Here is a 26,718-nt window from a genome sequence, read left to right on the forward strand (position 1 = left end):
CGGGGCTCATCGCACGCCGCGTGGCCGGAACTGGATGCTGATTCGTGGGCCGACCGCGCGGCGGGTCTTGGGCACCGCGTGCTCCCAGGTGCGCTGACAGGATCCGCCCATGACGATCAGATCGCCGTGCCCCAGTGAATACCGCAGGCTCTCGCCGCCGCCGCGCGGACGCAGCAGCAGCGCGCGGGGCGCGCCGATCGACACGATGGCCACCATCGTGTCGTGCGTCGCGCCGCGACCCGAGGTGTCGCCGTGCCAGGCGACGCTGTCCGCCCCGTCCCGGTAATAACACAACCCGGCTGTGCGGAACGGCTCGCCCAGTTCGTCGAAGTAGTACTCGCTCAAGGCGATTCGCGCGGCTTGAAGCGCCGGGTCCGGAAATTCCCGGCCCTCCTCGTAGAACCGCAGCAACCGCGGCACGTCGACCACTCGGTCGTACATCTGCCGGCGATCCGCGCGCCACGGGACCGCCGTGACGAGTCGATCGAACAGCAGATCCGCCCCGCCCAGCCAGCCCGGCAGCACATCGACCCACGCACCGCCGGACAGGTTCACCCGGCGCACCCCGTCGAGCGGACCGAGCGTGATCTCCTCGAATCCGTCGAGCAACGATCCCTGCAGCGGTACCGACATGCGCTCGAATCTACGTTCTATCGAACATATGTTCAAGCATCGATGTCCGGTGAGTCGAACTTCCGTGCCGTGTCGCAGGACATCGGTGACGGTTCTCCATCAGGACATCGGTGACACGACGACGTGGAGTGTTCGTCGGTTCACCGCGGATCTCCGGGGCGGACATCGATGAGCTGAAGCATCGCGGGGAGCAGGTCGTTCGCCAGTGGGTCGGCAGCTTCCTCGCCGATCGCGCCCTCCAGTGCGAGGGTGGTGTAGCCGTGCACGAGCGACCACACTGCGTAGCTCTGCATCAGCGCGGGATCCTCCTCGGACGTCGGCGCGGCATCGGTGCCGCGCAGGACGCGATCCAGGGCGCGCAGGGCGCGGTACTTCTGCTCGGCCAGTTCCGGATCGTTGTAGTCGAACTGCGTCATACGCCACATGAGGTCGAACAGCGCGCGGTTGTCCCGCGCGAACGCAACATATTCGAATGCGAGCGCCGTCACCCGCTCACGCACATCGCGCCCGGAGAGCTCGACCGCCTCGAGACGCTCGCACAGCTGGCGGTAGGCGCGCGTGGCGAGCGCGCCGAGCAGCCCGCGCGCATCGCCGAAGTGGTGCTTCGGGGCGGACTGCGACACACCGGCCCGTCGCGCTGCCTCGCGCATGCTGAAGTCGGCGACGCCGCTCTCGGTCAACACCTCCAGCGCGCTGTCGAGCAGCGCCGTGCGCAGGTTGCCGTGATGGTAGCGATCGCCGGTCCTGGGCTCCTCGGTCATCATGATGCCTCATCTTGACAGTGAGTAGATCGTACGTAAACTACTCACTGTCAAGATGGCAGATCGATTGGGTGGACATGGCGGACACGGTTCTGGTCACAGGCATTTCGGGATTCATCGGCGGCCACATCGCCGCTGAGCTTCTGCGCCGCGGATACGCGGTCCGCGGGTCGGTGCGGTCGCCGGCCCGCGCCGACGAGGTGCGCGCCGCGATGGCGGCGGTCGCGGACGACGCCTTACTCGAGATCGTGCAACTCGACCTGCTCTCGGACGAGGGGTGGTCGGCCGCGACCGAAGGGTGCCGTTTCGTGCAGCACGTGGCTTCCCCCTTCGTCACCGCGAAGCCGAAGGACCCGGATGACCTGATCCGTCCCGCCGTCCAGGGCACGACCAGGGCGATCAACGCCGCGCTCGATGCGGGCGTGGACCGCGTGGTGGTCACTTCCGCCCTCGCGACGGTGCAGTACGCCCCGGCGCGAAAGGATCACCTCTTCACGGCATCCGACTGGACCCCGCTCGATCAGCGCGGGCTCGGCGCCTACGTCACCTCGAAGGTCCGGGCCGAGCGCGCGGCGTGGGACATCACCGAACGACGCGGCGCGCGCGACCGCCTCGCCGTCATCAACCCGGGCGGGGTCATCGGCCCGCTTCTCTCCGACGACCCGGGAACCTCGGTCACGGCGATCCAGCAGATCATGGCAGGGGCGCTGCCGATGATTCCCGACCTGCGACTTCCCTGGATCGACGTGCGAGATGTCGCCGACGCGCATATCGAGGCCATGACCGGCGAGACGGCGGGCGGCACGCGCACGATCCTCGCCACGGACCCGTCATCGCTCATCGACGTCGCCGCGGTGCTGCGAGCGAGGCTGCCCGAGGCGAGTGCGAAGATGCCCACCCGCGCGATGCCGACCTGGCTGACCTGGGTCGCGAGCATGTTCGAACCTCAGCTGCGCGACAACCGATGGCTCATCGGATCGGCGCAACGCTTCGACCGGGGGCCTGCCGAGACGCTCCTTGGCCGGCCTTTCCGCTCGATACCCGAGACGATCGAGGAAACCGGCCGCAGCCTGGTCGAGCACGGACTCGTCTGAGGCCGCATTCCCTCAGCCGTCATCGCTACCCGAACCCCGCAGAATCTGTAGCTCCAGCCGCCCGGTCCCGGGAAGCGTCGCGTCCCTGAGATTCCCTAGAGGTCGATGACGACCTTGCCGTGCACGTGGCGACCGGCTTGGAGTTCGACGGCGGCGCGGATCTGCTCGACCGGAAAATGTGCGGCGATCGGTACTCGGAGTTCTTTCGTCGCGACCAGGCGGGCGATCTCTTCCAGGGCGCCGGGGGCGGCGTTGGCGCCGTTGGCCGGCGTGATCCCGTCGATCTGGGCGGCAATGGTGGTGATGCGCGCGTCCACGACGCCGAGTTCTCGTGCGGCCTGCGCCGTCTCCGTCCCGTGCAGGTCGATCGCTGCGGTGACGCCGCCCGGGGCGAGGCCGCGGACACGGTCGGCCAGACCGTCGCCGTAGGCAACCGGTTCGGCCCCGAGGCTGCGCAGGAAGTCCGACGATGTCGCCGATCCCGTCCCGATCACCCGCGCCCCCGCGAGGCGCGCCAACTGGACGGCGAACACTCCGACGCCACCGGCCGCGCCACCGATGAGCACCGTGTCGCCCGGCCCGGGATCGACCACAGCGAGGGCGGCGGCGGCTGTGCAGCCCGCGATCGAAAGCGTGGCGGCGGTGCGGTCGTCGATGCCGTCAGGGGTGTGGTGGGCGTCGCCTCCCACCGCGATGGTCCCTGCTGCTTCGACGATCACGAAGTCGGCGACCGCGCGGGAGAGCGCGCCGCCGTACACTCTGTCGCCGGTCGTGAACCCCGTTGTGCCGTCACCAATTTGGTCCACCACTCCGGCATAGTCGGTTCCGAACCCGGCCGGCAGGCTCAGGCCGAACCGGGCGGCGGTTTCTGCGTCGGAGGTCATGAACCAGTCCATCGGGTTCAGTCCGGCTGCGGTAACTCGCACGCGAATCTGTCCCGCACCGGCGCGCGGCGGGGGTACCTCGTGGACGTCCAGGACTTCGGGGCCGCCGAATGACTCGAGCCGGACTGCCCTGCTCGTGCTCGTCGGTGTTCGAGTGCTGTATTGCTGCATGCTTGTTCGGCTCCTCGCTCCGCGATCCCGTATCGAAACGGACTGTGATCCGTTTATCTGAACCAGACTAACATAAGCGGAGCGTGATCCGTTTCAGCTGAAGCGCGCATCCGCGCCGTTCGCTGCGAGGGTTCGCTCGATGTATTCGCTGCCAGCGCGCATGGCGGCCAGGAAGCCTTCGCTCAACTCGGCAGGCAGCAGATCGCGCAGCCAGACGAATCGGCTGCGCCCGGGACCGAGCGGGACCACCTGCATGACGGCGTTGTCGTGTTCGGGCGTCACATCGCCGCCGACGACGCTGTAGGCCAGGCGCATCTGTTCTTCGTCGACCGAGACGAGTCGCTCGTGCACCACGGTGCCGTCGGCGAACGTGACGCGGCGGTGATCGCCGTCGGCGGTGCAGCCGGTGACGAATCCCGGCGCCATTCGCAGCGGGCCGGTGTCGAATCGGCGGATCACCGCCCAGATGTCGGCGGCGTCGGCCGCGATCTCGAATTCCGTTCGGACGGTTGCCATGTCGGTACTCCGGGGGTTGCGATTCGGTGGACAGCGGCGCTGTCCGGGACGGTCCGAGTGTGCCGCGCGGATTCGGCTCGCGTCTTGAACATTCTTGCGCCGCAAACCTGTCGGACCTCCGGCGTACGGTCGGTCCGTGCTCACCTCCTCAGCCCTCGCCGTGCGGCCGCGTTACGCGGTGCACACGGTCGTCTGCGATGGATGTCATCGGGGTTGGTCGGAGCCCGAATCGTCGTCGGCGCATCGGCTGGTGATGGTGCGAAGTGGCCGATTCCGCAGGCGCGGGCATGCCGGAACCGTCGAAGTCGATCGCCTGTGCGCGTATCTGGCGACGCCGGGGCAGTCGGAGCAGTTCGCGCATCCCGCGGGCGGTGATGTGTGCACCGCCGTCACGGTGGATTCCGCGCTGTGGCGATCGTTGGCGGGCTCCGGGAGCGTTTCGGTGGCGGCGATTGCCGTGGACGGACGTCTGGACCTGGCTCATCGGCGATGTCTGATCGCGACGCGGTCCGGTGATCAGGACTTCGCGCTGGCCGAGGAATTGATCGGGCTGCTGGCTGTCGCAGTGCGGCGCGCGGTGCCCGGCCCCCTCCCCGGCGTGTCCGGACGTCGGGATCACGGACTGGTCGCCGCAGCGCGGGAGGCGATCCGGGAGCGTGATCCGGCGGCGGCCGGACTCGTACCGCTGGCACAGCGGCTGGCGGTTTCGCCGTTCCGGTTGAGCCGGGCGTTCTCGCGCGAGATGGGGGAGTCGATCACCGCCTACCGCAATCGTTTTCGCGTCGCGCGCGCCCTGGATGCGATCGAACGGTCCGACCGGAGCCTGGCCGATCTGGCCGCGGAGCTGGGGTTCGCCGACCAGGCCCATCTCGCGAGAACGCTACGCGCACAGGTCGGCTATCCGCCATCGGCGATACGCGCCCTGTTGCGTCCGCGGGTCTGAAAGCGGCACCGACATCGGGCAACTGCGATCACGGCAGAGGTCGATGTGGAACTGGATACTTCCGTTAGGTGCGGCCATGGGGATGTGTGTCATCGGGTGCTGGTACCGCTGGGCAGCGGGAATCCGATTCCGGTGAGTTGTTCGGAGACGTTCCAGAGGCGTCGGGCGAGCTCGGGATCCTGTGCCGGTTCGGAGCGGTCGATGAGTTGCGGTGCGCCGCGCATGTGCGCCAGGTGCCGGGGACCGGTGAAGCTGTTGCCGGGGATGTCGGCGACAGCGGCGTACAGCACCGGCAGTGCGCCGTGGTCCGCGTCCTGGGCCAGCAGTCCGAGTACGGCCGACCACATCAGGTCGATCGGGCGTCGCGGGCCGTCGTGCTGGTAGATATTGGTTGCGACCAGGCCGGGATGTGCCGCGTTCGCCCGGACATTCGATCCGGCCGCGGTCAATCGCCTATGCAGTTCGGCGGTGAACAGCAGGTTCGCGAACTTGGAGTCGTTGTACGCCCGGGATGCCTGGTAGGGGCGTTGCTCCCAGTTGAGATCCGCGAAGTCGAGCCGGGCGAGCCGTTCGGCCTGTGAGGCCACGGTGACGACTCGGCCGGTGATGTGCGGCAGGAGCAGGTTCGTCAGCGCGAAGTGGCCGAGATGGTTGATGCCGAATTTCGACTCGAATCCGTCGGTTGTGCGGGTCAGGCTCGGCCCGGACACACCCGCATTGTTGATCAGCAGATCGATCGGGCCGTCCCAGTCCGCGGCGAAGGTTCGCACGGAGCCGAGGTCCGCGAGGTCGAGTTCGCGGACCTCGGTGTCGCCGCCGATTCCGTGCGCGGCCGTATGTCCGCGCTCGATACTGCGCACCGCCAGCACGACCCGCGCGCCCGCGGCGGCGAGCGCCCGCGATACCGACCGTCCGATTCCGCTGTTGGCGCCGGTCACCACCGCCGTGGTTCCGGACAGGTCGGGCAGATCCACACCGTGAAAGGTAGTCATGACGCCAATGTACCCATCGACTACATTGTAGTCAATGGGTACATTGTAATCGGTGGGTACATTCGAATGTTAAGGTGACGATCATGAGCGATCACGCCTATCACCACGGCAATCTGCGGTCGGTGCTGCTCGCCGAGGCCGAACGAACGCTTCGGGACGACGGCATCGATCGGTTGTCGCTGCGTGAACTCGCCCGGCGGGCGGGGGTGAGCAGCGCGGCGCCGCGGCGTCACTTCCCCGATCGGCAGGCGTTGCTGGACGCGCTCGCCGGGGTGGGATTCGATCGTCTCGCCGAGGAGATCGGCGCCGCGACCGATCGGGCCGGTGACGACTATCCGGCACGTCTGCGGGCGGCGGCGATCGCCTACATTCGATTCGCCACCCGCGACGGCGCGTTGGTCGATCTGATGTTCGCCGCCAAAACCCGTGCGGGACACTCTGTTCCGGCCGAAGGGCCCGCGCGCCTGTTCGCCACCGCCGGGGAACTGATCGCCGAGGGGCAACGAACCGGCGCGCTCCCGTCCGGTGATCCCGACCGGCTGCGCCTGCTGCTGATCGCCACCCTCCAGGGCGTCGCCACCCTCATCACTTCGGGACGAGTGCCCGCCGAACTTGCCGATACGCTCGCCGCCGACGCCGTCACCCTGTTCCTGCGTGAGCATCGTTGACGCCGACCGTGCGCCTACCGAGCTCGGCCTTCGCGCTGAATCACGCTGGTCGACGGGCGTCGTGGCGGAGTCGGGGCGAGGCGATTTCGGTGCCGAATCACGCTGTTCGGTGGACACCGCGGCGACGTTGGGGCGAGGCGAGTTTCGTGCTCGACGACGCTGCGCGATGGACACGGGGCGAGGCGATTTCGGTGCTGAATCCTGCTGGGCGATGGGCGTCGCGGCGATGTCAGAGCGAGGCAGGTGCGGTGCTGAATCGTGCCGCGCGACGCCCATCGTGGCGATGTCGCCGCGCGACAGGTGATCACGGTCGTCCGCGGCAGGTATTCGCGCGAATGCACCGGCCCGGGTTGTGCTTACTTCGAATCGATCCGGCCCAGTGGCTCGGAGGCCGACGCCGAGGCTGCCCGAACGGCAGGCCAGGCAGTGTCGTCGAGTCCCAACGTAGTGCGCAGATATGCCAGCGTGGCTCGCTGTACCAGCGCGACGCGCTCCGGATTTTCGTCAGTGGTCCGAGTGTCGTGCGCGCCCTGGATGCCGCCGAGTCCGTGTTCCGCGCCGAAAAGGGTCAGCAGATCGGTGGCGCCCGGCGCGAGGCGGTAGCCGTCGGTGAACCAGTCCGGACCGCGCACGGTCAGCGGGGACCGGTCGCTATCTCCGGCGACGATCAGGCTCGGTGTCTTCATATCGTCGAAATCGGGACTCATGAACGGGAAGTATTCGGCGGCCATCGGCGACAGGTCCGCACCACCGGTGCCGGGCAGGCTGAGCAGCACCGCCGCGCCGATTCGCGAGTCGGCCATACTCTCGCCGGGCGTGCCGCCGTCGAGAATTCGCGCACCCGCCAGCGTGCTCGCGGTCTGTGCGCCCCACGAGTGTCCGGCGACCGCGATGCGCTCGCGGTCGATACGCCCGCTCAGTCCGGGCACCCCTGCCTCGACCGCATCGAGCTGGTTCAGGATGCCGGTCAGGTCGTCGGTGCGGATGCGCCAGATGAGTGGGGTGCGCGGGTCGTCGGGCGCGAGGCCGAGAGAGTCCAGATGGGTGGGCTGGACGACGACGAAACCGTGCGCGGCCCAGAATCGGGCCAGCGGTGCGTAATCGTCCATGTCCAGGGTCATGCCGTGCGAGAAGACGACGATCGGCAGGTTGTGACCGGTTGTCGGCGCGCTGACTCGCACCGACAGGTCCCGGCCGTGATCGGGGGCGGCGAGCGTGATGGGTGCGACCGAGACGACGGCGGCCGGGGTTGCGGCGATGTCATGCATGGGAGTGGGTCCTCACTCGTGGATCGGAGATGGCGATGCCGGAAATGGTGATCTGGCAAAATGAATTCCGGAGCAACGCTCCGATTAGAAATATACGGAGCGCTGCTCCGCTTGGCAACCTGGGAGGTGTCCGCCATGTCATCGGCCGATGAAGAAGCCGGGGCCGGCCGGCGCAAGCGGTCCGACGCGCGCCGGAACGCGCAGACAGTTCTGGATGCCGCCGCGGCGGTCTTCGCGCGCGCGGGGGTCGACGCTCCGGTGCGGGACATCGCCGCGGAGGCGGGCGTCGGCATGGGGACCGTCTATCGGCATTTCCCCACCCGCCCGGACCTGGTGGTCGCGGTCTTCCGGCATCAGGTCGACGGGCTCGCCGCCGAGACCGTCACTTCGGAGGCTCCGGAGGCGGCTCTGCGCTCATGGGTGGCGCGGTTCACGGACTTCCTGGTGACCAAACACGGCCTAGCCGAGGCGCTGCATTCCGACCAGGCCGGGTTCGAGAGCCTGCACGCCGAATTCGTCGATCGGCTGGTACCGGTGCTCGGCGATCTGCTGCGGGCCGGTGTCGACGCCGGTCGATTCCGCGCGGACGTACGGCCCTTGGACCTGATGATCGCCATCGGCAACCTGTGCATCGGAGCCGGAACCTTCCCCGACTACCGTGCCCGCCACATGGTCGACGTACTCCTCGCGGGCCTTTCGGTACAGCCCGACCGAGAAAGGGAGTGAGATCGCGGGTCGCGGGGCTCAGCTCTGCTGTTCGCCGAGGTGTGCGCGCACGAAATCGACCACGGCATCGGAGAATTCGTCGTTGACGTCGCTCGCCGCGGTGTGTGCGGCGGCGCTGATCTCCACGTATTCCAGTTGCGGGACCAGGGTGCGGAAATCCGCGACGCCCTGTTCGCTGACCACGTCGGACAGGCGGCCGCGAACCAGCAGAACCGGAATGTCGAGCCGGCGGGCGGCTTCCTCCAGAGCGACGGTGTGCGCCTCGATGTCCTCGACCTTGCCCGACATCATCGCCGGATCCCAGTGCCAGTACCAGCGGCCGTCCTCGCGCAGCCGCAGGTTGCGGCGCAGGCCGTCGCTGCTGCGGGGGCGGGTGCGGTGCGGCAGATATTCCGCGACGGCGTCGGCGGCCTCGTCCAGGCTGGCGAAACCGTCCTGATGTCCGCCGAGGAAGTTCAGCACCCGTTCCACGCCCTCGTGTTCCGGGCGCGGCACGACGTCGACCATGACCAGTCCGGCGATCCGCTCACTGCCGGGGCGGTTGGTGGCCAGCAGCGCGGTCAGCCCGCCCATGCTCGCGCCGACGACGATGGCGGGGCGGTCCAGTTCGGCGAGGATGCCCAGCAGGTCGGCGGTCATCGATTCGCGCGAGTAGTCGCCGTCGGGCGCCCAGTCGCTCTCACCGTGTCCGCGCGCGTCCAGCAGCAGCGCCTGCAAACCCACCTTGGCCAGCGCGGCCCCGGAATCCTTCCAGGAGTGCCGGGTCTGACCGCCGCCGTGCAGGAATACCGCCAGCGGCCCGTTGTCGGGTCCCCAGCTCTCCCCGGCCAGTGTGATCCCACCCTGGCCGCGGAAGCTCACACGGCGCGGCTCGCTGAATTCGGCATCGTTGCTCACCCATCGAGCATCGCACATTCCGATATACGGCGTATGAAGATGGGTACTGTATGTGGCATTGCCGATCTTGCATCGATCCCACGGCCCGTGAGATCCCGCTGCGCCGGGAACCGTGATCGCCCGTGTGAGGTTGCTCCCATCACGAAGCGCGGATGTCGGTGTCGAACGCTGCGCCCGGCGATGCGATAACCGCGTATTTGCCTGACAATGCCGACCGGCCACCTGAACATCGATGTGAAGACGCTGGTCGGAGCGTTGCGGAACATCGAGCCGGTGGGGGCGTGCCGCAGCGCTGAACCGGCGGTGCGAGGCATCGATTGCCCAGGGGGTGCGGTGCGGGTGGGAACCCGCCGAACTGCTAAGCTCGGCACCCGAAAGACATCCTTTAACGGACCGTCCCGTGAGGCGGGGAAGGAGGTCGACATGGCTGTGCCCGAAGACGGGTCAGTCAGGTCGAACGCTGCCGAGTATTCGCAGCGGCACGATCCCGAATGGGTTCGGGCCGGGCGTGAGTTGCTGTCCGCCCAGGATGTCGGCCGGACCATCGCCCGAATGGCCCATCAGATCATCGAGAAGACCGCACTGGATTCCACCGATCCGGAGTCCCCGCGCGTGGTGCTGATCGGAATCCCCACCCGCGGAACCACTCTCGCCGAACGGCTCACCGAGCGCATCCACGAGTTCTCCGGTGTGCGCCCCCCACTCGGCTCCCTGGACATCACCCTCTACCGCGACGATCTGCGCAACCGCCCGCACCGCCCGCTCGAACGGACCTCGGTCCCCGAGGGCGGCATCGACGACGCGCTCGTGGTGCTGGTCGACGACGTGCTGTTCTCCGGTCGCAGCGTGCGATCGGCCCTGGACGGCCTGCGCGATCTGGGCCGCCCTCGCGCGGTGCAGCTGGCGGTGCTGATCGACCGCGGCCATCGCGAACTACCCATCCGCGCGGACTACGTGGGCAAGAACGTGCCCACCTCGCGCAGTGAGGACATCTCGGTGCTGCTGACCGAATACGACGGCCGGGACGGCGTCTACCTGCATCAGGAGGTTCAGGCGTGAGGACGTCCGCCGACCAGGCGCGAGGAGGGCGCGCGTGAGGCATCTGTTGTCGGTGACCGATCTGGATCGCGACGCGGCCACCGAACTCCTGGACGACGCACAGCGTTTCGAGCAGGCCCTGCTCGGGCGCGAGGTGCGCAAACTACCGACGTTGCGCGGACGCACCGTGATGACGGTCTTCTTCGAGAATTCCACCCGCACCCGGGTGTCGTTCGAGGTGGCGGGGAAGTGGATGAGCGCCGACGTGATCAACGTCAGTGCGTCGAGTTCGTCGGTCTCCAAGGGTGAATCGCTGCGCGATACCGCGCTGACCCTGCACGCCGCGGGCGCCGACGCGCTGATCGTGCGGCATCCCGCCTCGGGCGCGGCGCATCAGATCGCCCGCTGGTTCGGTGAGATGGACAGTGGCGCAGGCGGATTCGCCGGACCCGGCCCGGCGGTGATCAACGCCGGGGACGGGACGCACGAGCATCCGACCCAGGCGCTGCTGGACGCGCTGACGCTGCGGCAGCGGCTGGGCTCGCTGGACGGTAAGCGGGTGGTGATCGTCGGCGACATCCTGCACAGCCGGGTCGCCCGCTCGAACGCCCTGCTGCTGAGCATCCTGGGCGCGGAGGTGGTGCTGGTCGCGCCGCGCACACTGCTGCCGGTGGGTGTGGAGCAGTGGCCGGTGCGCATCTCGCATTCGCTCGACGCCGAACTGCCCGGCGCCGACGCGGTGATGATGCTGCGGGTGCAGGCCGAACGGATGAACGGCGGCTTCTTCCCCTCGGCGCGTGAGTACTCGGTGCGGTACGGGCTGAACGAGCGGCGCATGGCGCTGCTGGCCGACGATGCGGTGGTGCTGCATCCGGGTCCGATGCTGCGCGGTATGGAGATCGCGCCGCAGGTGGCGGATTCGCCGAAAGCCGCTGTGCTGCAACAGGTCACCAACGGCGTGCACATGCGCATGGCGGTGCTGTTCCGCCTGCTGGTCGGGGCGGGGGAGCCCGCATGAGCAGCCGGACGGACGAAGGGATAGGAGCCCGATGAACGACGTCCTGATCCGGAATGTGCGCCTCTACGGCGACGGCGACGCGGTCGACGTGCGGCTCGGTGAGGGCGAGATCCGGGAGATCGGTCCCTCGCTCGACGCCGGTGATGCCGAGGTCGTGGACGGCTCGGGCAAATACCTGCTGCCCGGCTTCGTGGATCTGCACACGCATCTGCGCGAACCTGGCCGCGAGGACACCGAGACCATCGAATCCGGCTCGGCCGCAGCGGCTCTGGGCGGCTACACCGCGGTCTTCGCGATGGCCAACACGACTCCGGTCGCGGACTCGGTCGTGGTCACCGACCACGTGTGGCGGCGCGGGCGGGAGATCGGCCTGGTGGACGTCTACCCGGTCGGCGCGGTCACCGTCGGCCTCGCCGGTGAGCAGCTCGCCGAGATGGGCACCATGGCCGCCGGTGAGGCGCGGGTGCGGATGTTCTCCGACGACGGACACTGCGTCCACGACCCGCTGATCATGCGGCGCGCCCTGGAATACGCGCGCTCACTCGGCGTACTGATCGCCCAGCACGCCGAGGAACCGCGGCTGACCGCGGGCGCGATCGCGCACGAGGGCCCTAATGCCGCCCGGCTCGGCCTGGCCGGCTGGCCGCGTGCGGCGGAGGAGTCGATCGTGGCCCGCGACGCGCTGCTGGTCCGCGACGCCGGTGCGCGCGTGCACATCTGCCACGCGTCCACCGCCGGAACTGTCGAGCTGGTGAAATGGGCCAAGGGGCAGGGGATTTCGATCACCGCCGAGGTCACCCCGCATCATCTGCTGCTGGACGATTCGCGGCTGGAGACCTACGACGCGGTCAACAAGGTGAATCCGCCGCTGCGCGAGGCCTCCGATGCCGAGGCCCTGCGCCGCGCCCTCGCCGACGGCGTGATCGACTGTGTGGCAACCGATCACGCGCCGCATGCCGAACAGGACAAGTGCTGCGAATTCGCCGCCGCCCGCCCCGGCATGCTGGGACTGGAGACCGCGTTGTCGGTCATCGTGCAGACCATGGTCGCGCCCGGCCTGCTGGACTGGCGCGGGGTGGCCCGGGTGATGAGCGAGAATCCGGCGCGGATCGCGGGCCTGGACGATCAGGGTCGGCCGCTCGCGGTCGGCGAGCCGGCGAATCTGGTGCTGATCGACCCGGATACGACCTGGACGGTGCACGCGAGCGAACTCGCGAGCATCTCCGAGAACACGCCCTTCGACTCGATGACCCTGCCCGCGCGGGTGAGTGCCACCTTCCTGCGTGGCCGGGTCACCGCGCGCGAGGGCAAACCCGAACCGCGCGACGAGACCACGGGAGCGTCCTGATGGAGCGGACACTGCAGGTCGCCCTGCTACTCGTACTCTTCTGCCTGTGCCTGTGGCTGATGTACCGGGCGTGGCAGAAGAAGGCCCGGCGGCAGGCCGAGGCGGTCGGCGAGCTGCCGCCGGTGCCCGCCGAACTGGGCGCGCAGGTGCTGGAACCGACGACGGGTCTGTACACCGGTACGACCCTCGCGCCCAGCTGGCAGAACCGGATCGCGGTGGGCGATCTGGGTTTCCGGGCCGCGGCGGAGCTGACCCGCTTCGAACGCGGCATCCTGCTCGAGCGCGACGGTGCCGAGGTGCTGTGGATTCCGCAGGAGTCCATCACCGCGGTCCGCACCGAACGCGGTCATGCGGGCAAGGTGATGACACAAGATGGTGTGCTGGTGATTCGCTGGAAGCTGCCGACGGGAACCGAGGTGGACACCGGTTTCCGCGGCGACGACAAGACGGTGTATCCGGCGTGGGTTGCCGCGGCGACCAGCACGAAGACGGGAGAAGAGACGACGTGACCGGGCAGAGCGCGATGATGGTGCTCGAGGACGGGCGGGTTTTCCGCGGCTCGTCCTTCGGCGCCGAGGGACAGACCCTGGGTGAGGCGGTGTTCTGCACCGCGATGACGGGTTATCAGGAGACGCTGACCGATCCGAGTTACCACCGCCAGATCGTGGTGGCCACGGCCCCGCAGATCGGCAACACGGGCTGGAACGACGAGGACGACGAGTCCAAGCAGATCTGGGTGGCCGGATACGCGGTGCGCGATCCCGCGCGCCGGGCTTCGAACTGGCGCGCCACCACCACGCTGCAGGACGAACTGGTCCGGCAGGACGTGGTCGGCATCGCGGGGATCGACACCCGCGCGCTGGTGCGCCACCTGCGCACCCGCGGTTCGATGAAGGCCGGGATCTTCTCCGGCGAGGCCGCCGCGGCCTCGGTGGAGGAACTGCTGGCCCGCGTGAACGGTCAGCCCTCGATGCTGGGCGCGGATCTGGCCGAACAGGTCAGCACCGATCAGCTGTACACGATCGAACCCGCCGGTGAGCGCCGATTCACTGTTGTCGCAGTCGATCTCGGCATCAAGACCAACACCCCGCGGATGTTCGCCGAGCGCGGCATGCGGGTGCACGTGGTGCCCTCGAACGTGACCCTCGACCAGATCAAGGAGCTGAAGCCGGACGGGGTGTTCCTGTCCAACGGCCCCGGCGACCCGGCCACTCAGGACGACGCGGTCGCGCTGACCAAGGGCATTCTGGGCGAAGGGCTGCCGCTGTTCGGCATCTGCTTCGGCAACCAGATCCTCGGGCGCGCACTGGGTTTGCAGACCTACAAGATGAAGTTCGGCCACCGCGGCATCAACGTGCCGATCGTGGACCACGCGACGGGGCAGATCTCGATCACCGCGCAGAACCACGGATTCGCGCTCGAGGGCGAGGCCGGACAGCGCTTCGACACCCCGTTCGGCACCGCCGAGGTCAGCCACACCTGCGCCAACGACGGCACGGTGGAAGGCGTGCGGCTGGTGGACGGCCGCGCCTTCTCGGTGCAGTACCACCCCGAGGCCGCCGCCGGGCCGCACGACGCCGCATATCTCTTCGACCGTTTCGCCGGTCTGATGGAAGGAGCCTGATGCCTCGCCGCGAGGATCTACGCCACATCCTGGTGATCGGCTCGGGCCCGATCGTGATCGGCCAGGCCTGCGAATTCGACTACTCCGGCACCCAGGCGTGCCGGGTGCTGCGGTCCGAGGGACTGCGGGTGTCGCTGGTGAACTCGAACCCGGCCACGATCATGACCGATCCGGAATTCGCCGACTCCACCTACGTCGAGCCGATCACCCCGGAATTCGTCGAGAAGGTCATCGACAAGGAACGCCCCGACGCGATCCTGGCGACTCTCGGCGGGCAGACCGCGCTCAACACCGCTGTGGCCCTGCACGAACGGGGTGTGCTGGCCAAGTACAACGTGGAGATGATCGGCGCCGACTTCGACGCCATCCAGCGCGGTGAGGACCGGCAGAAGTTCAAGGACATCGTCGCGAAGGTCGGCGGCGAGAGCGCGCGCTCCAAGGTCTGCTACACCATGGACGAGGTCCGCGAAACCGTTGCCGAACTCGGCTTCCCGGTGGTCGTGCGGCCGTCGTTCACCATGGGCGGGCTCGGTTCGGGCATGGCCTACAACGACGACGATCTGGACCGCATCGCCGGTGGCGGCCTGGCCGCCTCGCCCACGGCCAACGTGCTGATCGAGGAATCCATCCTGGGCTGGAAGGAATTCGAGCTCGAACTGATGCGCGACCGCCGCGACAACGTGGTGATCGTCTGCTCGATCGAGAACGTCGACCCGATGGGCGTGCACACCGGCGACTCGATGACCGTCGCCCCGGCCATGACGCTCACCGATCGCGAGTATCAGAAGATGCGCGATCTGGGCATCGCGATCCTGCGCGAGGTCGGCGTCGACACCGGCGGCTGCAACATCCAGTTCGCGGTGGACCCGGCCGATGGTCGACTGATCGTGATCGAGATGAATCCGCGCGTCTCGCGCTCGTCCGCATTGGCTTCCAAGGCAACGGGTTTCCCGATCGCGAAGATCGCCGCGAAGCTGGCCATCGGGTACACCCTGGACGAGATCGTCAACGACATCACCAAGGAGACCCCGGCCTGTTTCGAGCCCACGCTCGACTACGTGGTCGTGAAGGCGCCGCGGTTCGCGTTCGAGAAGTTCCCGGGTGCGGACCCGACGCTGACCACGACCATGAAGTCGGTCGGCGAGGCGATGTCGTTGGGCCGCAACTTCTCCGAGGCGCTGGGCAAGGTGCTGCGCTCGCTGGAGACCAAGTCGGCGGGCTTCTGGACCCAGAGCGACGGCGAGTGGACCGACGTGCAGGCCGTCCTGGACGATCTGAAGGTCCCGACCGAGGGCCGGATCTACCAGGTCGAGCGCGCGCTGCGACTGGGCGCGAGCATCGAGGACGTCGCGGCGGCCTCGGGGGTGGACCCGTGGTTCGTGGCCGAGGTCGCGGGCTTGGTCGAGCTGCGTCAGGAGATCATCGACGCGCCGGTACTGGACGAGCCGCTGCTGCGCACCGCCAAGCACTACGGCCTGTCCGATCGCCAGATCGCCGCGCTGCGACCCGAACTCGCGGGTGAGGGCGGGGTGCGCGAGCTGCGTCATCGGCTGGACATCCGCCCGGTGTTCAAGACCGTGGACACCTGTGCCGCCGAATTCGAGGCCAGGACCCCCTACCACTACTCGGCCTACGAGCTGGATCCGGCGGCGGAGTCCGAGGTGGCCCCGCAGCCCGAGCGCGAGAAGGTCATCATCCTGGGTTCGGGCCCGAACCGCATCGGTCAGGGCATCGAGTTCGACTACTCGTGCGTGCATGCGGCGCAGACGCTGTCGGCCGCCGGATTCGAGACCATCATGGTCAACTGCAATCCGGAGACCGTCTCGACCGACTACGACACCGCCGACCGCCTCTACTTCGAGCCGCTCACCTTCGAGGACGTGCTCGAGGTCTACCACGCGGAGTCCGGATCGGGCACCGTGGCCGGTGTGATCTGCCAGCTGGGCGGGCAGACCCCGCTGGGCCTGGCGCAGCGGCTGACCGATGCGGGTGTGCCCGTGGTAGGCACGTCGGCCAAGGCCATCGACCTGGCCGAGGATCGCGGTGAGTTCGGTGAGGTGCTGACGGCGGCAGGCTTGCCCGCGCCCAAGTACGGCACCGCCACCACCTTCGCGCAGGCGAAGAAGATCGCCGCCGCGATCGGCTACCCGGTGCTGGTGCGCCCGTCGTACGTGCTGGGCGGTCGCGGTATGGAGATCGTCTACGACGAGAAGTCGCTGGCGGACTACATCTCTCGCGCCACCGAGATCACCCCGGACCACCCGGTGCTGGTCGACCGGTTCCTGGAGGACGCCATCGAGATCGACGTCGACGCGCTGTGCGACGGCGAGGAGGTCTACCTCGGCGGCGTCATGGAACACATCGAGGAGGCCGGTATCCACTCCGGCGACTCGGCCTGCGCGCTGCCGCCGATCACGTTGGGGCGCAGCGATATCGAAGCGGTGCGCCGCTCGACCGCCGCACTCGCCAAGGGAATCGGCGTGCAGGGCCTGCTGAACGTGCAGTACGCGCTCAAGGACGACGTGCTGTACGTCCTCGAGGCCAATCCGCGCGCCAGCCGCACCGTGCCGTTCGTGTCCAAGGCCACCGCGGTGCCGCTGGCCAAGGCCGCGGCGCGAATCGCGCTGGGCGCCACCATCGCCGGGCTGCGCAAGGAAGGTCTGCTGCCCGCGGAGGGTGACGGCGGGTACGCGCCGATCGAGGCGCCGGTCGCGGTCAAGGAGGCTGTGCTGCCGTTCCACCGGTTCCGCCGCCCGGACGGCACCGGTATCGACTCGCTGCTCTCGCCGGAGATGAAGTCCACCGGTGAAGTCATGGGCATCGACGCGGATTTCGGCACCGCCTTCGCCAAATCGCAGAGCGCGGCCTACGGTTCGCTGCCCACCGAGGGAACCGCGTTCGTCTCGATCGCGAACCGGGACAAGCGCGCCATGGTGTTCCCGGTCAAGCGCCTGCACGACTTGGGATTCCGCATCCTGGCCACCGACGGGACCGCGGAGATGTTGCGGCGCAACGGAATTCCGTGCGAGCGCGTGCGCAAGCAGTCCGATCCGGCGTTCGTCGGTGAGGTCGGTGGAAGCTCCGGGGAAATCGCCGGGCCTTCGATCGTCGACCAGATCAAGGACGGCGAAATCGATATAGTGTTCAACACCCCGTACGGTAATTCCGGACCTCGAGTCGACGGCTACGAGATCCGCACCGCCGCCGTGGGCGCGAATATCCCGTGTATCACGACGGTGCAGGGTGCGGCCGCTGCCGTGCAGGGCATCGAGGCCACAATCAATGGTGGGATCGGTGTGCGATCCCTCCAGGAGCTGCACGCCGTCCTACGGGCCGGTGCCAGCGAACTACCGGCAGGCGGTAGCGAGCGCGATCATCAGGCGCCCGTTGACGCCGCTATCGAGAACAGCTGAGAGAGGAACGAAAACGGTGGGAGCCATGGGTTTTGGTGCGGGACCCCGGCCGGGGACGCCGCGTCGGCGGCGAACCGGTCTCGGCGAGGTACGGGTGCCGGGTGGTGATATCCGGGTGATGCGCAAGGTCGGCGGGTACAGCACCGTCGGCTTCCGCGCCAACCCGCCGATCGATCGCACCCGGGCCTCGGCGCCCGCGGAGCAGTCCGAGTTCGAGCGTGAGCTCGAGGCCATCGACCGCGAACTGGCCGCCGCGGAACGTGATCTGGCCGTCAAGGGGGGGCTCGCCGAGCCGCGTGAGCCCGCTGCGGCCGGTTCGGCGGCGGAGTCACGGTGAAGCCGTTCGGTGTCCGGCTGCACGATGCGATGGGCCGGCACGGTCCGGTGTGCGTCGGCATCGACCCGCATCCGCAGCTGCTGCGCGCTTGGGAGCTCGCCGAGGACGTCGAGGGGCTGAAGCGATTCGCCGATGCCTGCGTGGACGCCTTCGCCGGCCGGGTCGCGCTGGTGAAGCCGCAGGTGGCGTTCTTCGAGAGCTACGGCTCTGGCGGCATCGTCGTGTTGGAGGACACCATCGCGGCCCTGCGCGAGGCCGGCACGCTGGTACTCGCCGACGCGAAACGCGGCGATATCGGCTCGACCATGGCCGCCTACGCGCAGGCCTGGCTGGCGGACGGACCGCTGGCCAGCGACGCGCTGACCGTCTCGCCCTATCTCGGTTTCGGCTCGCTGTCGCCCGCGCTGGAGCTGGCCGCGGCGAACGGCCGTGGGGTGTTCGTGCTCGCCGCCACGTCCAATCCCGAAGGCGCGCAGGTGCAGCGCGCCGCCGCGGCCGAGGGACGCAGCATCGCGCAGACCATGGTCGACGAGGCCGCCGCGCGTAATGCGGGCGCGGAATTCGGCTCGGTCGGCGTCGTCATCGGCGCCACTCTCGCCGAGGCTCCCGACCCGAGCCGCCTCAACGGCCCGATCCTGATGCCCGGCGTCGGCGCGCAGGGCGGGGGAGCGGATTCGATTCGCGCCCTGGTGCCCGCGCAGAGCCTGGGGGCCGTGGTGCCCAACGTCTCACGGGAGGTGCTGGGCGAGGGGCCGTCGGTGGCGGCCCTGCGAACGAGGGTGACCCAGCTCGCCGACGAATTCGCCTTCCTGCAGAACTGAGTTCGGCCGCGGCGGTGAAACGCTGCGGTGACCTCGACGATCGGACCGGTCGCCCCGCACGGCGGGGCGACCGGTCCGTTTTCTGTGAAAGCCGCACTGAGCCATCGGATACGGGTGTCGGGCCAGGAACGCGACAAATGCGCTTTACGCCGTCAGAGTGGCGCAGGGGCGGCGGTGCGGGGCCGTTGCGTGGCAATCCGGTGCCGCCGCTCGTCCGCGCGGGCGTGATGTGCCGAGCGTGTGCTCGCCGGATGGCTCGCCGCGGTGGTTGTCGAAGGCGACACGCTGCGCAAAAATGTACGACACGCGGATAAATTCCAGAAAATTCCTGGTCGGGCGATAACAGCGGGGTTACGAGTTGTCCGGCCGGTTCATCCGGTACCGCGAGTACCCCGTATCTGGTGAAGAAATTGCTGGTCAGATGGCTTTTCATGATTTTTCCGCAGGACGTCGCCGGATCGCCGGAAATCCCGGCCGTACCTCGCGTGAACGCCCCGGCAAGCGCCCGAATCACCCGCTGACCTGGGGGGTGGGTTCGCAATCGGCAGGCCGCGTGGGTACGGTCGCTGAGACCGCCGGGTTACCGGGGGTAGATCATGCAATGAACGATGAGACGGAGGAACCGTGGCCCTTCCCCAGCTGACTGACGAGCAGCGCGCCGCTGCTTTGGAGAAGGCGGCTGCCGCTCGCCGCGCTCGGGCAGAGCTCAAGGAGCGCCTGAAGCGTGGCGGCACCGACCTGAAGACGGTCCTGAAGGATGCCGAGACCGATGAGGTTCTGGGCAAGATGAAGGTGTCCGCACTGTTGGAGGCCCTGCCGAAGGTTGGCAAGGTCAAGGCGGCGGAGATCATGACCGAACTCGAGATCGCGCCGACCCGCCGCCTGCGTGGCCTGGGCGACCGTCAGCGCAAGGCGCTGTTGGCGAAGTTCGACTTCGAAGCCTGATCCGAGGGTGGTCGAGCACACGAAGACGGGTCGACTGGTAGTACTGGTCGGCCCCTCGGCCGTCGGGAAGTCCACCGTGGTCCGCTGCGTCCGCGAGCGGCTGCCGGAATTGGTGTTCAGTGTGTCGGCCACCACCCGGGCCCCGCGGCCCGGGGAGGTCGACGGCCGGGACTACCGGTTCGTGACCAGGGCAGAATTCGACACCATGATCGAAAAGGGGGAGATGCTCGAGTGGGCCGATATCCACGGCGGCCTGCAGCGGTCCGGGACACCGGCCGCACCGATTCGGGCGGCGCTGGCCGCCGGGAAATCGGTTCTCGTGGAAGTGGACCTCGCGGGTGCGCGCTCCATTCGCGCCGCGATACCCCAGGCGCTGCTGGTATTCCTGGCGCCGCCCAGCTGGGAGGAGCTGGTCGCCCGGCTGACCTCGCGTGGCACCGAATCGCCCGAGGTGATCGAACGCCGATTGCTGACCGCCAAGACCGAACTCGCCGCATGTGACGAGTTCGACACAGTGATCGTGAACGACGAGGTGACTGCTGCCTGTGAGCAGTTGGTATCGTTGTTCGTTAGCACAAATTCGCGATAGAGCCCGCCCGGTGTCCGGGCGGCGGCTCTGTCCACCAGACCACTACACAGACCCGCAGGAGCCTCACCAGTGAGCGACACCAAGACCGTGCCCGCGTACGACACCCCGGTCGGCCTCACCAACCCGCCGATCGACGAGCTGCTCGAGCGCACGTCGTCCAAGTATGCGCTGGTCATCTACGCGGCCAAGCGGGCGCGCCAGATCAACGACTACTACAACCAGCTCGGCGACGGGATCCTCGAGTACGTCGGTCCCCTGGTCGAGCCCGGCCTGCAGGAGAAGCCGCTCTCGGTGGCCATGCGGGAGATCCATTCCGACCTGCTCGAACACACCGAAGGCGAGTGAGTCAGCGCCGCGAGGCACAGTGACCCGACGCACCGAAGAGGCATGAGGTATGCGGATCGTTGTCGGCGTAGGCGGCGGGATCGCCGCCTACAAGGCCTGCTCACTCGTTCGTAAATTCACCGAGACCGGACACGACGTCCGGGTGATACCGACCGAGTCGGCGTTGCAGTTCATCGGCAAGGCCACCTTCGAGGCCCTGTCGGGCAATCCGGTGCACACCGGCGTCTTCGCCGATGTGCCCGAGGTTCCGCACGTGCGCCTCGGCCAGGAGGCCGATCTGGTCGTCATCGCCCCCGCGACGGCCGATCTGATGGCGCGCGCCGCGATGGGCCGCGCCGACGACCTGCTGACCGCGACGCTGCTCACCGCGCGATGTCCGATCCTGTTCGCCCCGGCCATGCACACCGAGATGTGGGAGCATCCGGCCACGGTCGCCAATGTGCGCACGCTGCGTGCGCACGGCGCGATCGTCGCAGAACCGGCCTCCGGGCGGCTGACCGGCGCGGATACCGGTCCCGGGCGGCTGCCCGAGGCGGAGGAGATCTTCGCGCTGGCCTCGCTGCTGCTCGAACGCGACGATGCGATACCGCGCGATCTCGAGGGTCGTCGCGTCGTGGTGTCGGCGGGCGGTACCCGTGAGCCGTTGGATCCGGTGCGTTTCCTCGGCAATCGCAGTTCGGGCAAGCAGGGTTTCGCCCTGGCGCGCCTGGCGGCGCAGCGTGGTGCGCGGGTGACCCTGATCGCCGGAAATACGATCGGCCTGGACGCCCCGGCCGCGGTGGAGTTGGTGCACGTGACCACCGCCGAACAGCTGCGCGTCGCGGTCGACAAGCACGCCACCGGCGCGGATGCGGTGATCATGGCCGCCGCGGTGGCAGACTTCCGTCCGATCAACGTCGCCGCCGCGAAAATCAAAAAAGGCGCCGGGGAACCCAATTCGATCGAGCTGACCAAAACCGAAGACATTCTGGCGGGTCTGGTGCAGGCTCGCCGGGACGGTCAGCTGACCGGAACCGCGATCGTCGGATTCGCCGCCGAGACCGGTGACGAACACGGCGACGTCCTCACCCACGCGCGCGCGAAACTGAAGCGCAAGGGGTGTGATCTGTTGGTAGTGAACGCGGTCGGCGAGGGCAAGGCCTTCGAGGTCGACCACAACGACGGCTGGCTGCTGGGTGCCGACGGCACCGAACAGGCCCTCGATCACGGATCGAAGGCATTGCTGGCCAGCCGGGTGCTGGATGCGCTCGGTCCGCTGCTGCGCTGAGCAGTCGGCGGATTCGGCCTATCCTGCAAGAAGGCACACGATGCTCCACGGCATCGGGTGCACGGTTTCACCGATCGCCAAAACGGGGCCCTGTGGAGGCGTTGTGGCTGGTGCGGGCGTCCTTGCGACGTCATGCGAGACCCCACTGCGTCGGTGGTTTGGAATAGTGACGAGAAACCCGTTGAGGGAGAGGGAGAACTGTGGGCACGAGTGGCAGCCGCCTATTCACCAGTGAGTCCGTGACCGAGGGCCATCCGGACAAGATCTGTGACGCTATCAGCGATTCCGTTCTCGACGCCCTGCTCGCGCAGGATCCGCACAGCCGGGTGGCGGTCGAGACCTTGGTGACCACGGGGCAGGTGCACGTCGCCGGTGAGGTGACCACCGAGGCCTACGCGGACATCCCCACGATCGTGCGGGAGAAGGTCCTGGAGATCGGATACGACTCCTCGGCAAAGGGTTTCGACGGTGCGTCCTGCGGTGTGAACATCGCGATCGGCGCGCAGTCGCCCGATATCGCGCAGGGTGTCGATCATTCGCACGAGGCTCGCGTCGGCGGTTCCGACGACGAGATCGAGCGCCAGGGCGCCGGTGATCAGGGCCTGATGTTCGGGTACGCCACCAAGGAGACCCCCGAGCTGATGCCGCTGCCGATCGCGCTGGCGCACCGCCTGTCGCGGCGTCTGACCGAGGTGCGCAAGTCCGGTGTGCTGCCGTACCTGCGTCCGGACGGCAAGACCCAGGTGACCATCGAATACGAGGGTGCGCAGCCGGTGCGCCTGGACACGGTAGTGCTGTCCACCCAGCACGCCGCCGACATCGATCTGGACAACCTGCTGGCCCCCGACATCCGCGAGAAGGTCGTGCAGGCGGTGCTGGGCGAGTTGGAGCTGCCCAATCCGCTGGACACCTCCGATTTCCGGCTGCTGGTGAACCCGACGGGCAAGTTCGTGCTCGGCGGGCCGATGGGCGATGCGGGTCTGACCGGTCGCAAGATCATCGTCGACACCTACGGCGGTATGGCCCGGCACGGCGGTGGCGCGTTCTCCGGCAAGGACCCGTCGAAGGTGGACCGTTCGGCCGCGTACGCCATGCGCTGGGTCGCCAAGAACGTCGTCGCGGCGGATCTGGCCGAGCGGGTCGAGGTGCAGGTCGCCTACGCGATCGGCAAGGCCGCCCCGGTGGGTCTGTTCGTCGAGACCTTCGGCACCGAGAAGGTCGACCCGATCGCGATCTCCGCGGCCATCGGCGAGGTCTTCGACCTGCGTCCGGGCGCGATCATCCGCGATCTGGATCTGCTGCGTCCCATCTACGCGCCGACCGCCGCGTACGGCCACTTCGGCCGCACCGACATCGATCTGCCCTGGGAGCGCACCGATCGTGCCGACAAGCTCCGCGCCGCGGCAGGTCTGTAGGCCATTGGCATACTGCATCGGCTCCGCACGGCCGCACCGCGAAACGCGGTGCGGCCGTGCGGTGTCCGTGGGAGGCCGCGTCGGATCGCGCGTGAGTTCGGTGCGCGCGGCCACCGGACAGTAATTGGCCGAGGCCACGGTGCCCGCGGGAGCCGCCGGATCCGCCTCCGACGCGGCGGGTGCGGGGAAGCGGCGCGGGAAACGAGCGGGGACGTCCGCGTCCGAGGCGGCCCTCTCCCACCCCGTCGCACGGGTTCTGCCGATGCTGGAACCGGCACATCTCGATCGTGACTTCGACTATCTCGTCCCGTCCGAGATGGACGAGCTCGCTCAGCCGGGTGTGCGTGTGCGCGTGCGTTTTTCGGGTCGTCTGATCGATGGTTTCCTGCTCGAGCGACTCGAGCGTTCGGACCACACCGGCACTCTGATGCGCCTCGAACGCGTCGTCTCCGGGGAACGCGTACTCACCCCGGAAATCCTGCGGCTGATCACCGCCGTCGCCGCCCGGTACGCCGGGACTCGCGCGGATCTCCTGCGTCTGGCGATCCCGCCACGACATGCGCGAACCGAAGCGGGGCCGGCACGTTCGAAGAAGGGCCAGGCTGCCCGGGAGCCGGATGCGGAAACGTCCGCTGAGACGACCGTCGCGGCGGATCCGGCCGTGGCACTCGATACACCGGACCTTGCCGAGCCTGCTGTTCCGAGCGATTCGTCGGCAGAGCCAGGGGCCGCACATCCTGATACCGGCGCACAACCCGAGGGTGACGGTACAACAACCGAGACGACCTCGGATTCGTCTCGGCCCGTTGAGGTCTCGTCGCCGCACGACAATGCTGCGGACGCCTGGGCCGAATCACCCAGACCAGCCGATACCGCGACGACTGCCGCTTCGCCCCCGCCTGATCCGGCGGCCGTGGGTGACCGAACTTCGGCTGCGCCTGATTCGGCTGCTGGGGGCGGTGGAACCTTGCCTGCGCTTGATCCGGCTGCTGTAGGTGACCGAGCCTCGTCTGCGTCTGATCCGGTTACCGTGGGTGGCCGAGCCTCGCCTTCGGTTGATCCGGTCACCGAAAACGGCCGAGCTGTCGATGATGCGTCAACTGGAGTCGATGAACTGTCGACCGCTGACCTCGAGCCGACCGCTGACAGTCGGGCGTCCGAGCCCGAAGGGAAGGCTCTGGGTGGGCCGGAGGAATCTGTCGCGGATCGGTCTGCGTCCGTGAACAGCGTTGCGGGAACCGCTGTTTCGGAACTTTCGGAGTGGTCGCGCTATCGGCACGGGACGTCGTTTCTCGGTGCGTTGGCGGCGGGGAAGGGGCCGCGGGCGGCCTGGCAGGCGTTGCCGGGGGAGGATTGGGCGCGGCGGCTGGCGGAGCTGGCGGCCGTGGTGGCGGAGAGTGGACGCGGTGTCGTGGTGATGGTTCCCGATCAGCGGGACCTGGATCGGGTGCTGGCCGCCTGCACGGAACTGGTGGGGGAGGCCGCGGTGGGGCTGGCCGCGGGCCTGGGGCCCTCGGCGCGGTATCGGCGCTGGCTGGCGGCGCTGCGGGGGACCGCGCGAATCGTCGTGGGAACGCGCAGTTCGGTATTCGCGCCGGTGCACGATCTGGGTTTGATCGTGATCTGGGACGACGGCGACGACACCTATGCCGAACCACGGTCGCCGTATCCGCACGCCCGCGAGGTCGCGATGCTGCGCGCGCACGAGACCGGCGCGGCCTTCCTCGCGGGCGGATTCGCGCGGACCGCGGAGATCCAGGCCGTCGTCGCGTCGGGGTGGGCGCACGACCTGGTCGCGGATCGAGCCGTGGTGCGGCAGTACGCACCGCGGATCAGCGCGCCGGGGGACAGTGACGTTGCGCTGGAACGGGATCCGGTCGCGCGGGCGGTCCGGATTCCCGCCGTGGCCTTCACCGCGGCGCGCAAGGCCCTTGCCGCCGGAGATCCGGTGCTGGTGCAGGTGCCGCGGCGGGGCTACGTCCCCGCGCTGTCGTGCGCGCGGTGCCGCACCCCCGCACGATGCCGGCACTGCAACGGGCCACTCGCGCTACCCGGTGAATCCGCCGCGGCTCGTCCGATCGAGGACCCGGGCCGCCCGGGTTCGGCACGGGACCTCGGGGTTGCGTTGTCGCGCAACCGATCCGAGGGGATCGCACACAGTCCCCAGTGTCGCTGGTGCGGCCGGACCGATGCGGCCTTCCGCTGCGGCGCCTGCGGCGCACGGGCGTTGCGGGCGGTGGTCATCGGCGCCGCGCGCACGGCGGAGGAACTGGGGCGGGCCTTCCCGGGCGTGCCGATCCGGGGGTCCGGCGGTGCGACCGTGCTGGATTCGATCTCCGAGGGACCGCAGGTCGTCGTGTCCACCATCGGCGCGGAGCCGAGTGTGCCGGGCGGCTACGGTGTCGCGCTGCTGCTGGACGGTTGGGCGCTACTCGGGCGCGCCGACCTGCGTGCGGCCGAGGATGCGTTGCGGCGCTGGATGTCCGCCGCCACGCTGGTTCGCTCGTCCGGTCAGGTGATCGTGATGGCGGAGCCGTCGCTGCCGACCGTGCAGGCGCTGGTCCGCTGGGATCCGGTGACGCACGCGGATTTCGAGCTGGCGGCGCGGGCGGAGGTCCGCTTCCCGCCCGCGGTCCGCCTCGCCGCGCTCGACGGAACCACCGACTCCATCGCCGAATTGCTCGGTGAGACACAACTTCCCGCCGGTGTGGAGGTGCTGGGCCCGGTACCACTCCCGCCCGGGGCCCGCACCCCGTTCTCCGCCGGTGACGCCCCGACCGAGATCGAGCGGATGATCCTGCGCGCCGACCGGGCCCAGGCAGCAGCCATGTCCCGTGCCCTGACCGCCGCCCTCGCCGTCCGCAGCACCCACCGTTCGGGCGATCCGCTGCGCGTGCAGATCGATCCCATCGACATCGGCTGAGCCACAGCCGCGGACCCGCTCCGCACTGCCCCCGAGGTGTGGTGGGGCAACGCGGAAGGTCGGTCGAGGATGTCCGCGGACG

Annotated in this window: 25 protein-coding genes and 1 pseudogene; 19 read left to right on the plus strand and 7 right to left on the minus strand. The window is 68.6% G+C overall.

Annotated features, from left to right (window positions below; genetic code table 11):
- Positions 1–6: 6 nt before the first annotated feature.
- The gene (locus K7711_RS24120) at positions 7–633 is read right to left on the minus strand and encodes an alpha-ketoglutarate-dependent dioxygenase AlkB (protein ID WP_222971688.1); all 627 of its coding nucleotides are present in this window, start codon (positions 631–633) and stop codon (positions 7–9) included.
- 140 nt (positions 634–773) lie between these two features.
- Positions 774–1,397, minus strand: a complete 624-nt coding sequence (locus tag K7711_RS24125; protein ID WP_222971689.1) for a TetR/AcrR family transcriptional regulator — start codon at positions 1,395–1,397, stop codon at positions 774–776.
- A 74-nt stretch (positions 1,398–1,471) separates the two neighbouring features.
- Here K7711_RS24125 and K7711_RS24130 point away from each other — a divergent pair, with 74 nt between their 5' ends.
- Positions 1,472–2,488 carry an NAD-dependent epimerase/dehydratase family protein gene (locus K7711_RS24130; RefSeq protein WP_222971690.1) on the plus strand — a complete coding sequence of 339 codons (1,017 nt, stop codon included), beginning with the start codon at positions 1,472–1,474 and terminating at the stop codon, positions 2,486–2,488.
- Between the two features lie 95 nt (positions 2,489–2,583).
- Here K7711_RS24130 and K7711_RS24135 read toward each other — a convergent pair whose 3' ends face one another.
- Together K7711_RS24135 and K7711_RS24140 are read right to left on the minus strand one after the other, a co-directional pair.
- Entirely contained in the window at positions 2,584–3,543 is a 960-nt protein-coding gene (locus K7711_RS24135; protein WP_222971691.1) for an NADP-dependent oxidoreductase, read from the minus strand.
- 93 nt (positions 3,544–3,636) lie between these two features.
- On the minus strand, positions 3,637–4,059 hold the full coding sequence (locus tag K7711_RS24140) for an SRPBCC family protein (protein WP_222971692.1): 423 nt from the start codon (positions 4,057–4,059) through the stop codon (positions 3,637–3,639).
- A 136-nt stretch (positions 4,060–4,195) separates the two neighbouring features.
- On the opposite strand from K7711_RS24140, the gene K7711_RS24145 reads away from it, so the two are divergent.
- Positions 4,196–5,002: a helix-turn-helix domain-containing protein gene (locus K7711_RS24145; protein ID WP_308014913.1), complete on the plus strand. Its 807-nt coding sequence runs from the start codon at positions 4,196–4,198 to the stop codon at positions 5,000–5,002.
- 89 nt (positions 5,003–5,091) lie between these two features.
- On the opposite strand, the gene K7711_RS24150 is transcribed toward K7711_RS24145, so the two are convergent.
- Positions 5,092–5,994: an oxidoreductase gene (locus tag K7711_RS24150; protein ID WP_222971693.1), complete on the minus strand. Its 903-nt coding sequence runs from the start codon at positions 5,992–5,994 to the stop codon at positions 5,092–5,094.
- Positions 5,995–6,077: 83 nt separating this feature from the next.
- On the opposite strand from K7711_RS24150, the gene K7711_RS24155 reads away from it, so the two are divergent.
- Positions 6,078–6,662, plus strand: a complete 585-nt coding sequence (locus K7711_RS24155; RefSeq protein WP_222971694.1) for a TetR/AcrR family transcriptional regulator — start codon at positions 6,078–6,080, stop codon at positions 6,660–6,662.
- Positions 6,663–7,018: 356 nt separating this feature from the next.
- On the opposite strand, the gene K7711_RS24160 is transcribed toward K7711_RS24155, so the two are convergent.
- Positions 7,019–7,930 carry an alpha/beta hydrolase family protein gene (locus tag K7711_RS24160; RefSeq protein WP_222971695.1) on the minus strand — a complete coding sequence of 304 codons (912 nt, stop codon included), beginning with the start codon at positions 7,928–7,930 and terminating at the stop codon, positions 7,019–7,021.
- A 135-nt stretch (positions 7,931–8,065) separates the two neighbouring features.
- On the opposite strand from K7711_RS24160, the gene K7711_RS24165 reads away from it, so the two are divergent.
- The gene (locus K7711_RS24165) at positions 8,066–8,656 is read left to right on the plus strand and encodes a TetR/AcrR family transcriptional regulator (protein ID WP_222971696.1); all 591 of its coding nucleotides are present in this window, start codon (positions 8,066–8,068) and stop codon (positions 8,654–8,656) included.
- Between the two features lie 18 nt (positions 8,657–8,674).
- On the opposite strand, the gene K7711_RS24170 is transcribed toward K7711_RS24165, so the two are convergent.
- Positions 8,675–9,553: an alpha/beta fold hydrolase gene (locus tag K7711_RS24170; protein WP_308014914.1), complete on the minus strand. Its 879-nt coding sequence runs from the start codon at positions 9,551–9,553 to the stop codon at positions 8,675–8,677.
- 423 nt (positions 9,554–9,976) lie between these two features.
- Between K7711_RS24170 and pyrR the strand changes: the two genes are divergently transcribed.
- From pyrR to K7711_RS24245, 15 genes and pseudogenes are all read left to right on the plus strand, one after another.
- The gene (gene pyrR, locus K7711_RS24175) at positions 9,977–10,612 is read left to right on the plus strand and encodes a bifunctional pyr operon transcriptional regulator/uracil phosphoribosyltransferase PyrR (RefSeq protein WP_222971698.1); all 636 of its coding nucleotides are present in this window, start codon (positions 9,977–9,979) and stop codon (positions 10,610–10,612) included.
- A 34-nt stretch (positions 10,613–10,646) separates the two neighbouring features.
- Entirely contained in the window at positions 10,647–11,609 is a 963-nt protein-coding gene (locus K7711_RS24180; RefSeq protein WP_222971699.1) for an aspartate carbamoyltransferase catalytic subunit, read from the plus strand.
- 31 nt (positions 11,610–11,640) lie between these two features.
- Complete coding sequence (locus K7711_RS24185) at positions 11,641–12,957, plus strand: dihydroorotase (protein WP_222971700.1); 1,317 nt, start codon at positions 11,641–11,643, stop codon at positions 12,955–12,957.
- Complete coding sequence (locus tag K7711_RS24190) at positions 12,957–13,466, plus strand: PH-like domain-containing protein (RefSeq protein ID WP_040824981.1); 510 nt, start codon at positions 12,957–12,959, stop codon at positions 13,464–13,466. The genes K7711_RS24185 and K7711_RS24190 overlap by 1 nt, the downstream gene beginning before the upstream one ends.
- Before the next feature lie 14 nt (positions 13,467–13,480).
- Positions 13,481–14,581, plus strand: a complete 1,101-nt coding sequence (carA, locus tag K7711_RS24195) for a glutamine-hydrolyzing carbamoyl-phosphate synthase small subunit (protein ID WP_222971807.1) — start codon at positions 13,481–13,483, stop codon at positions 14,579–14,581.
- A complete protein-coding gene (gene carB / locus K7711_RS24200) occupies positions 14,581–17,994 on the plus strand; it encodes a carbamoyl-phosphate synthase large subunit (protein ID WP_235747644.1) in 3,414 nt (1,137 codons plus the stop codon). The genes carA and carB overlap by 1 nt, the downstream gene beginning before the upstream one ends.
- A 25-nt stretch (positions 17,995–18,019) precedes the next feature.
- The gene (locus tag K7711_RS24205; RefSeq protein ID WP_222971701.1) at positions 18,020–18,331 is read left to right on the plus strand and encodes a hypothetical protein; all 312 of its coding nucleotides are present in this window, start codon (positions 18,020–18,022) and stop codon (positions 18,329–18,331) included.
- A complete protein-coding gene (pyrF, locus tag K7711_RS24210; protein ID WP_222971702.1) occupies positions 18,328–19,152 on the plus strand; it encodes an orotidine-5'-phosphate decarboxylase in 825 nt (274 codons plus the stop codon). Before K7711_RS24205 ends, pyrF begins: the two co-directional genes overlap by 4 nt.
- A 624-nt stretch (positions 19,153–19,776) precedes the next feature.
- On the plus strand, positions 19,777–20,097 hold the full coding sequence (gene mihF, locus K7711_RS24215) for an integration host factor, actinobacterial type (RefSeq protein WP_040824977.1): 321 nt from the start codon (positions 19,777–19,779) through the stop codon (positions 20,095–20,097).
- Positions 20,098–20,104: 7 nt separating this feature from the next.
- Positions 20,105–20,686, plus strand: coding sequence for a guanylate kinase (gene gmk, locus K7711_RS24220; protein WP_040824976.1), 582 nt, complete (start codon positions 20,105–20,107; stop codon positions 20,684–20,686).
- A 69-nt stretch (positions 20,687–20,755) separates the two neighbouring features.
- Positions 20,756–21,031 (plus strand): DNA-directed RNA polymerase subunit omega, encoded by a 276-nt coding sequence (gene rpoZ, locus K7711_RS24225; RefSeq protein WP_025350704.1) that lies wholly within the window; start codon positions 20,756–20,758, stop codon positions 21,029–21,031.
- 49 nt (positions 21,032–21,080) lie between these two features.
- The gene (gene coaBC / locus K7711_RS24230; RefSeq protein WP_222971703.1) at positions 21,081–22,298 is read left to right on the plus strand and encodes a bifunctional phosphopantothenoylcysteine decarboxylase/phosphopantothenate--cysteine ligase CoaBC; all 1,218 of its coding nucleotides are present in this window, start codon (positions 21,081–21,083) and stop codon (positions 22,296–22,298) included.
- A 200-nt stretch (positions 22,299–22,498) separates the two neighbouring features.
- Positions 22,499–23,713, plus strand: coding sequence for a methionine adenosyltransferase (metK, locus tag K7711_RS24235; RefSeq protein WP_222971704.1), 1,215 nt, complete (start codon positions 22,499–22,501; stop codon positions 23,711–23,713).
- Between the two features lie 262 nt (positions 23,714–23,975).
- A pseudogene (locus K7711_RS24240) lies at positions 23,976–24,284 on the plus strand (primosomal protein N' family DNA-binding protein); the annotation flags it as partial.
- A gap of 648 nt (positions 24,285–24,932) precedes the next feature.
- The gene (locus K7711_RS24245; protein ID WP_222971819.1) at positions 24,933–26,636 is read left to right on the plus strand and encodes a primosomal protein N'; all 1,704 of its coding nucleotides are present in this window, start codon (positions 24,933–24,935) and stop codon (positions 26,634–26,636) included.
- Positions 26,637–26,718 lie beyond the last annotated feature (82 nt).

The organism is Nocardia coffeae (genome assembly GCF_019890715.1).
In the GTDB taxonomy this organism is placed as follows: Bacteria; Actinomycetota; Actinomycetes; order Mycobacteriales; family Mycobacteriaceae; genus Nocardia; species Nocardia jiangxiensis.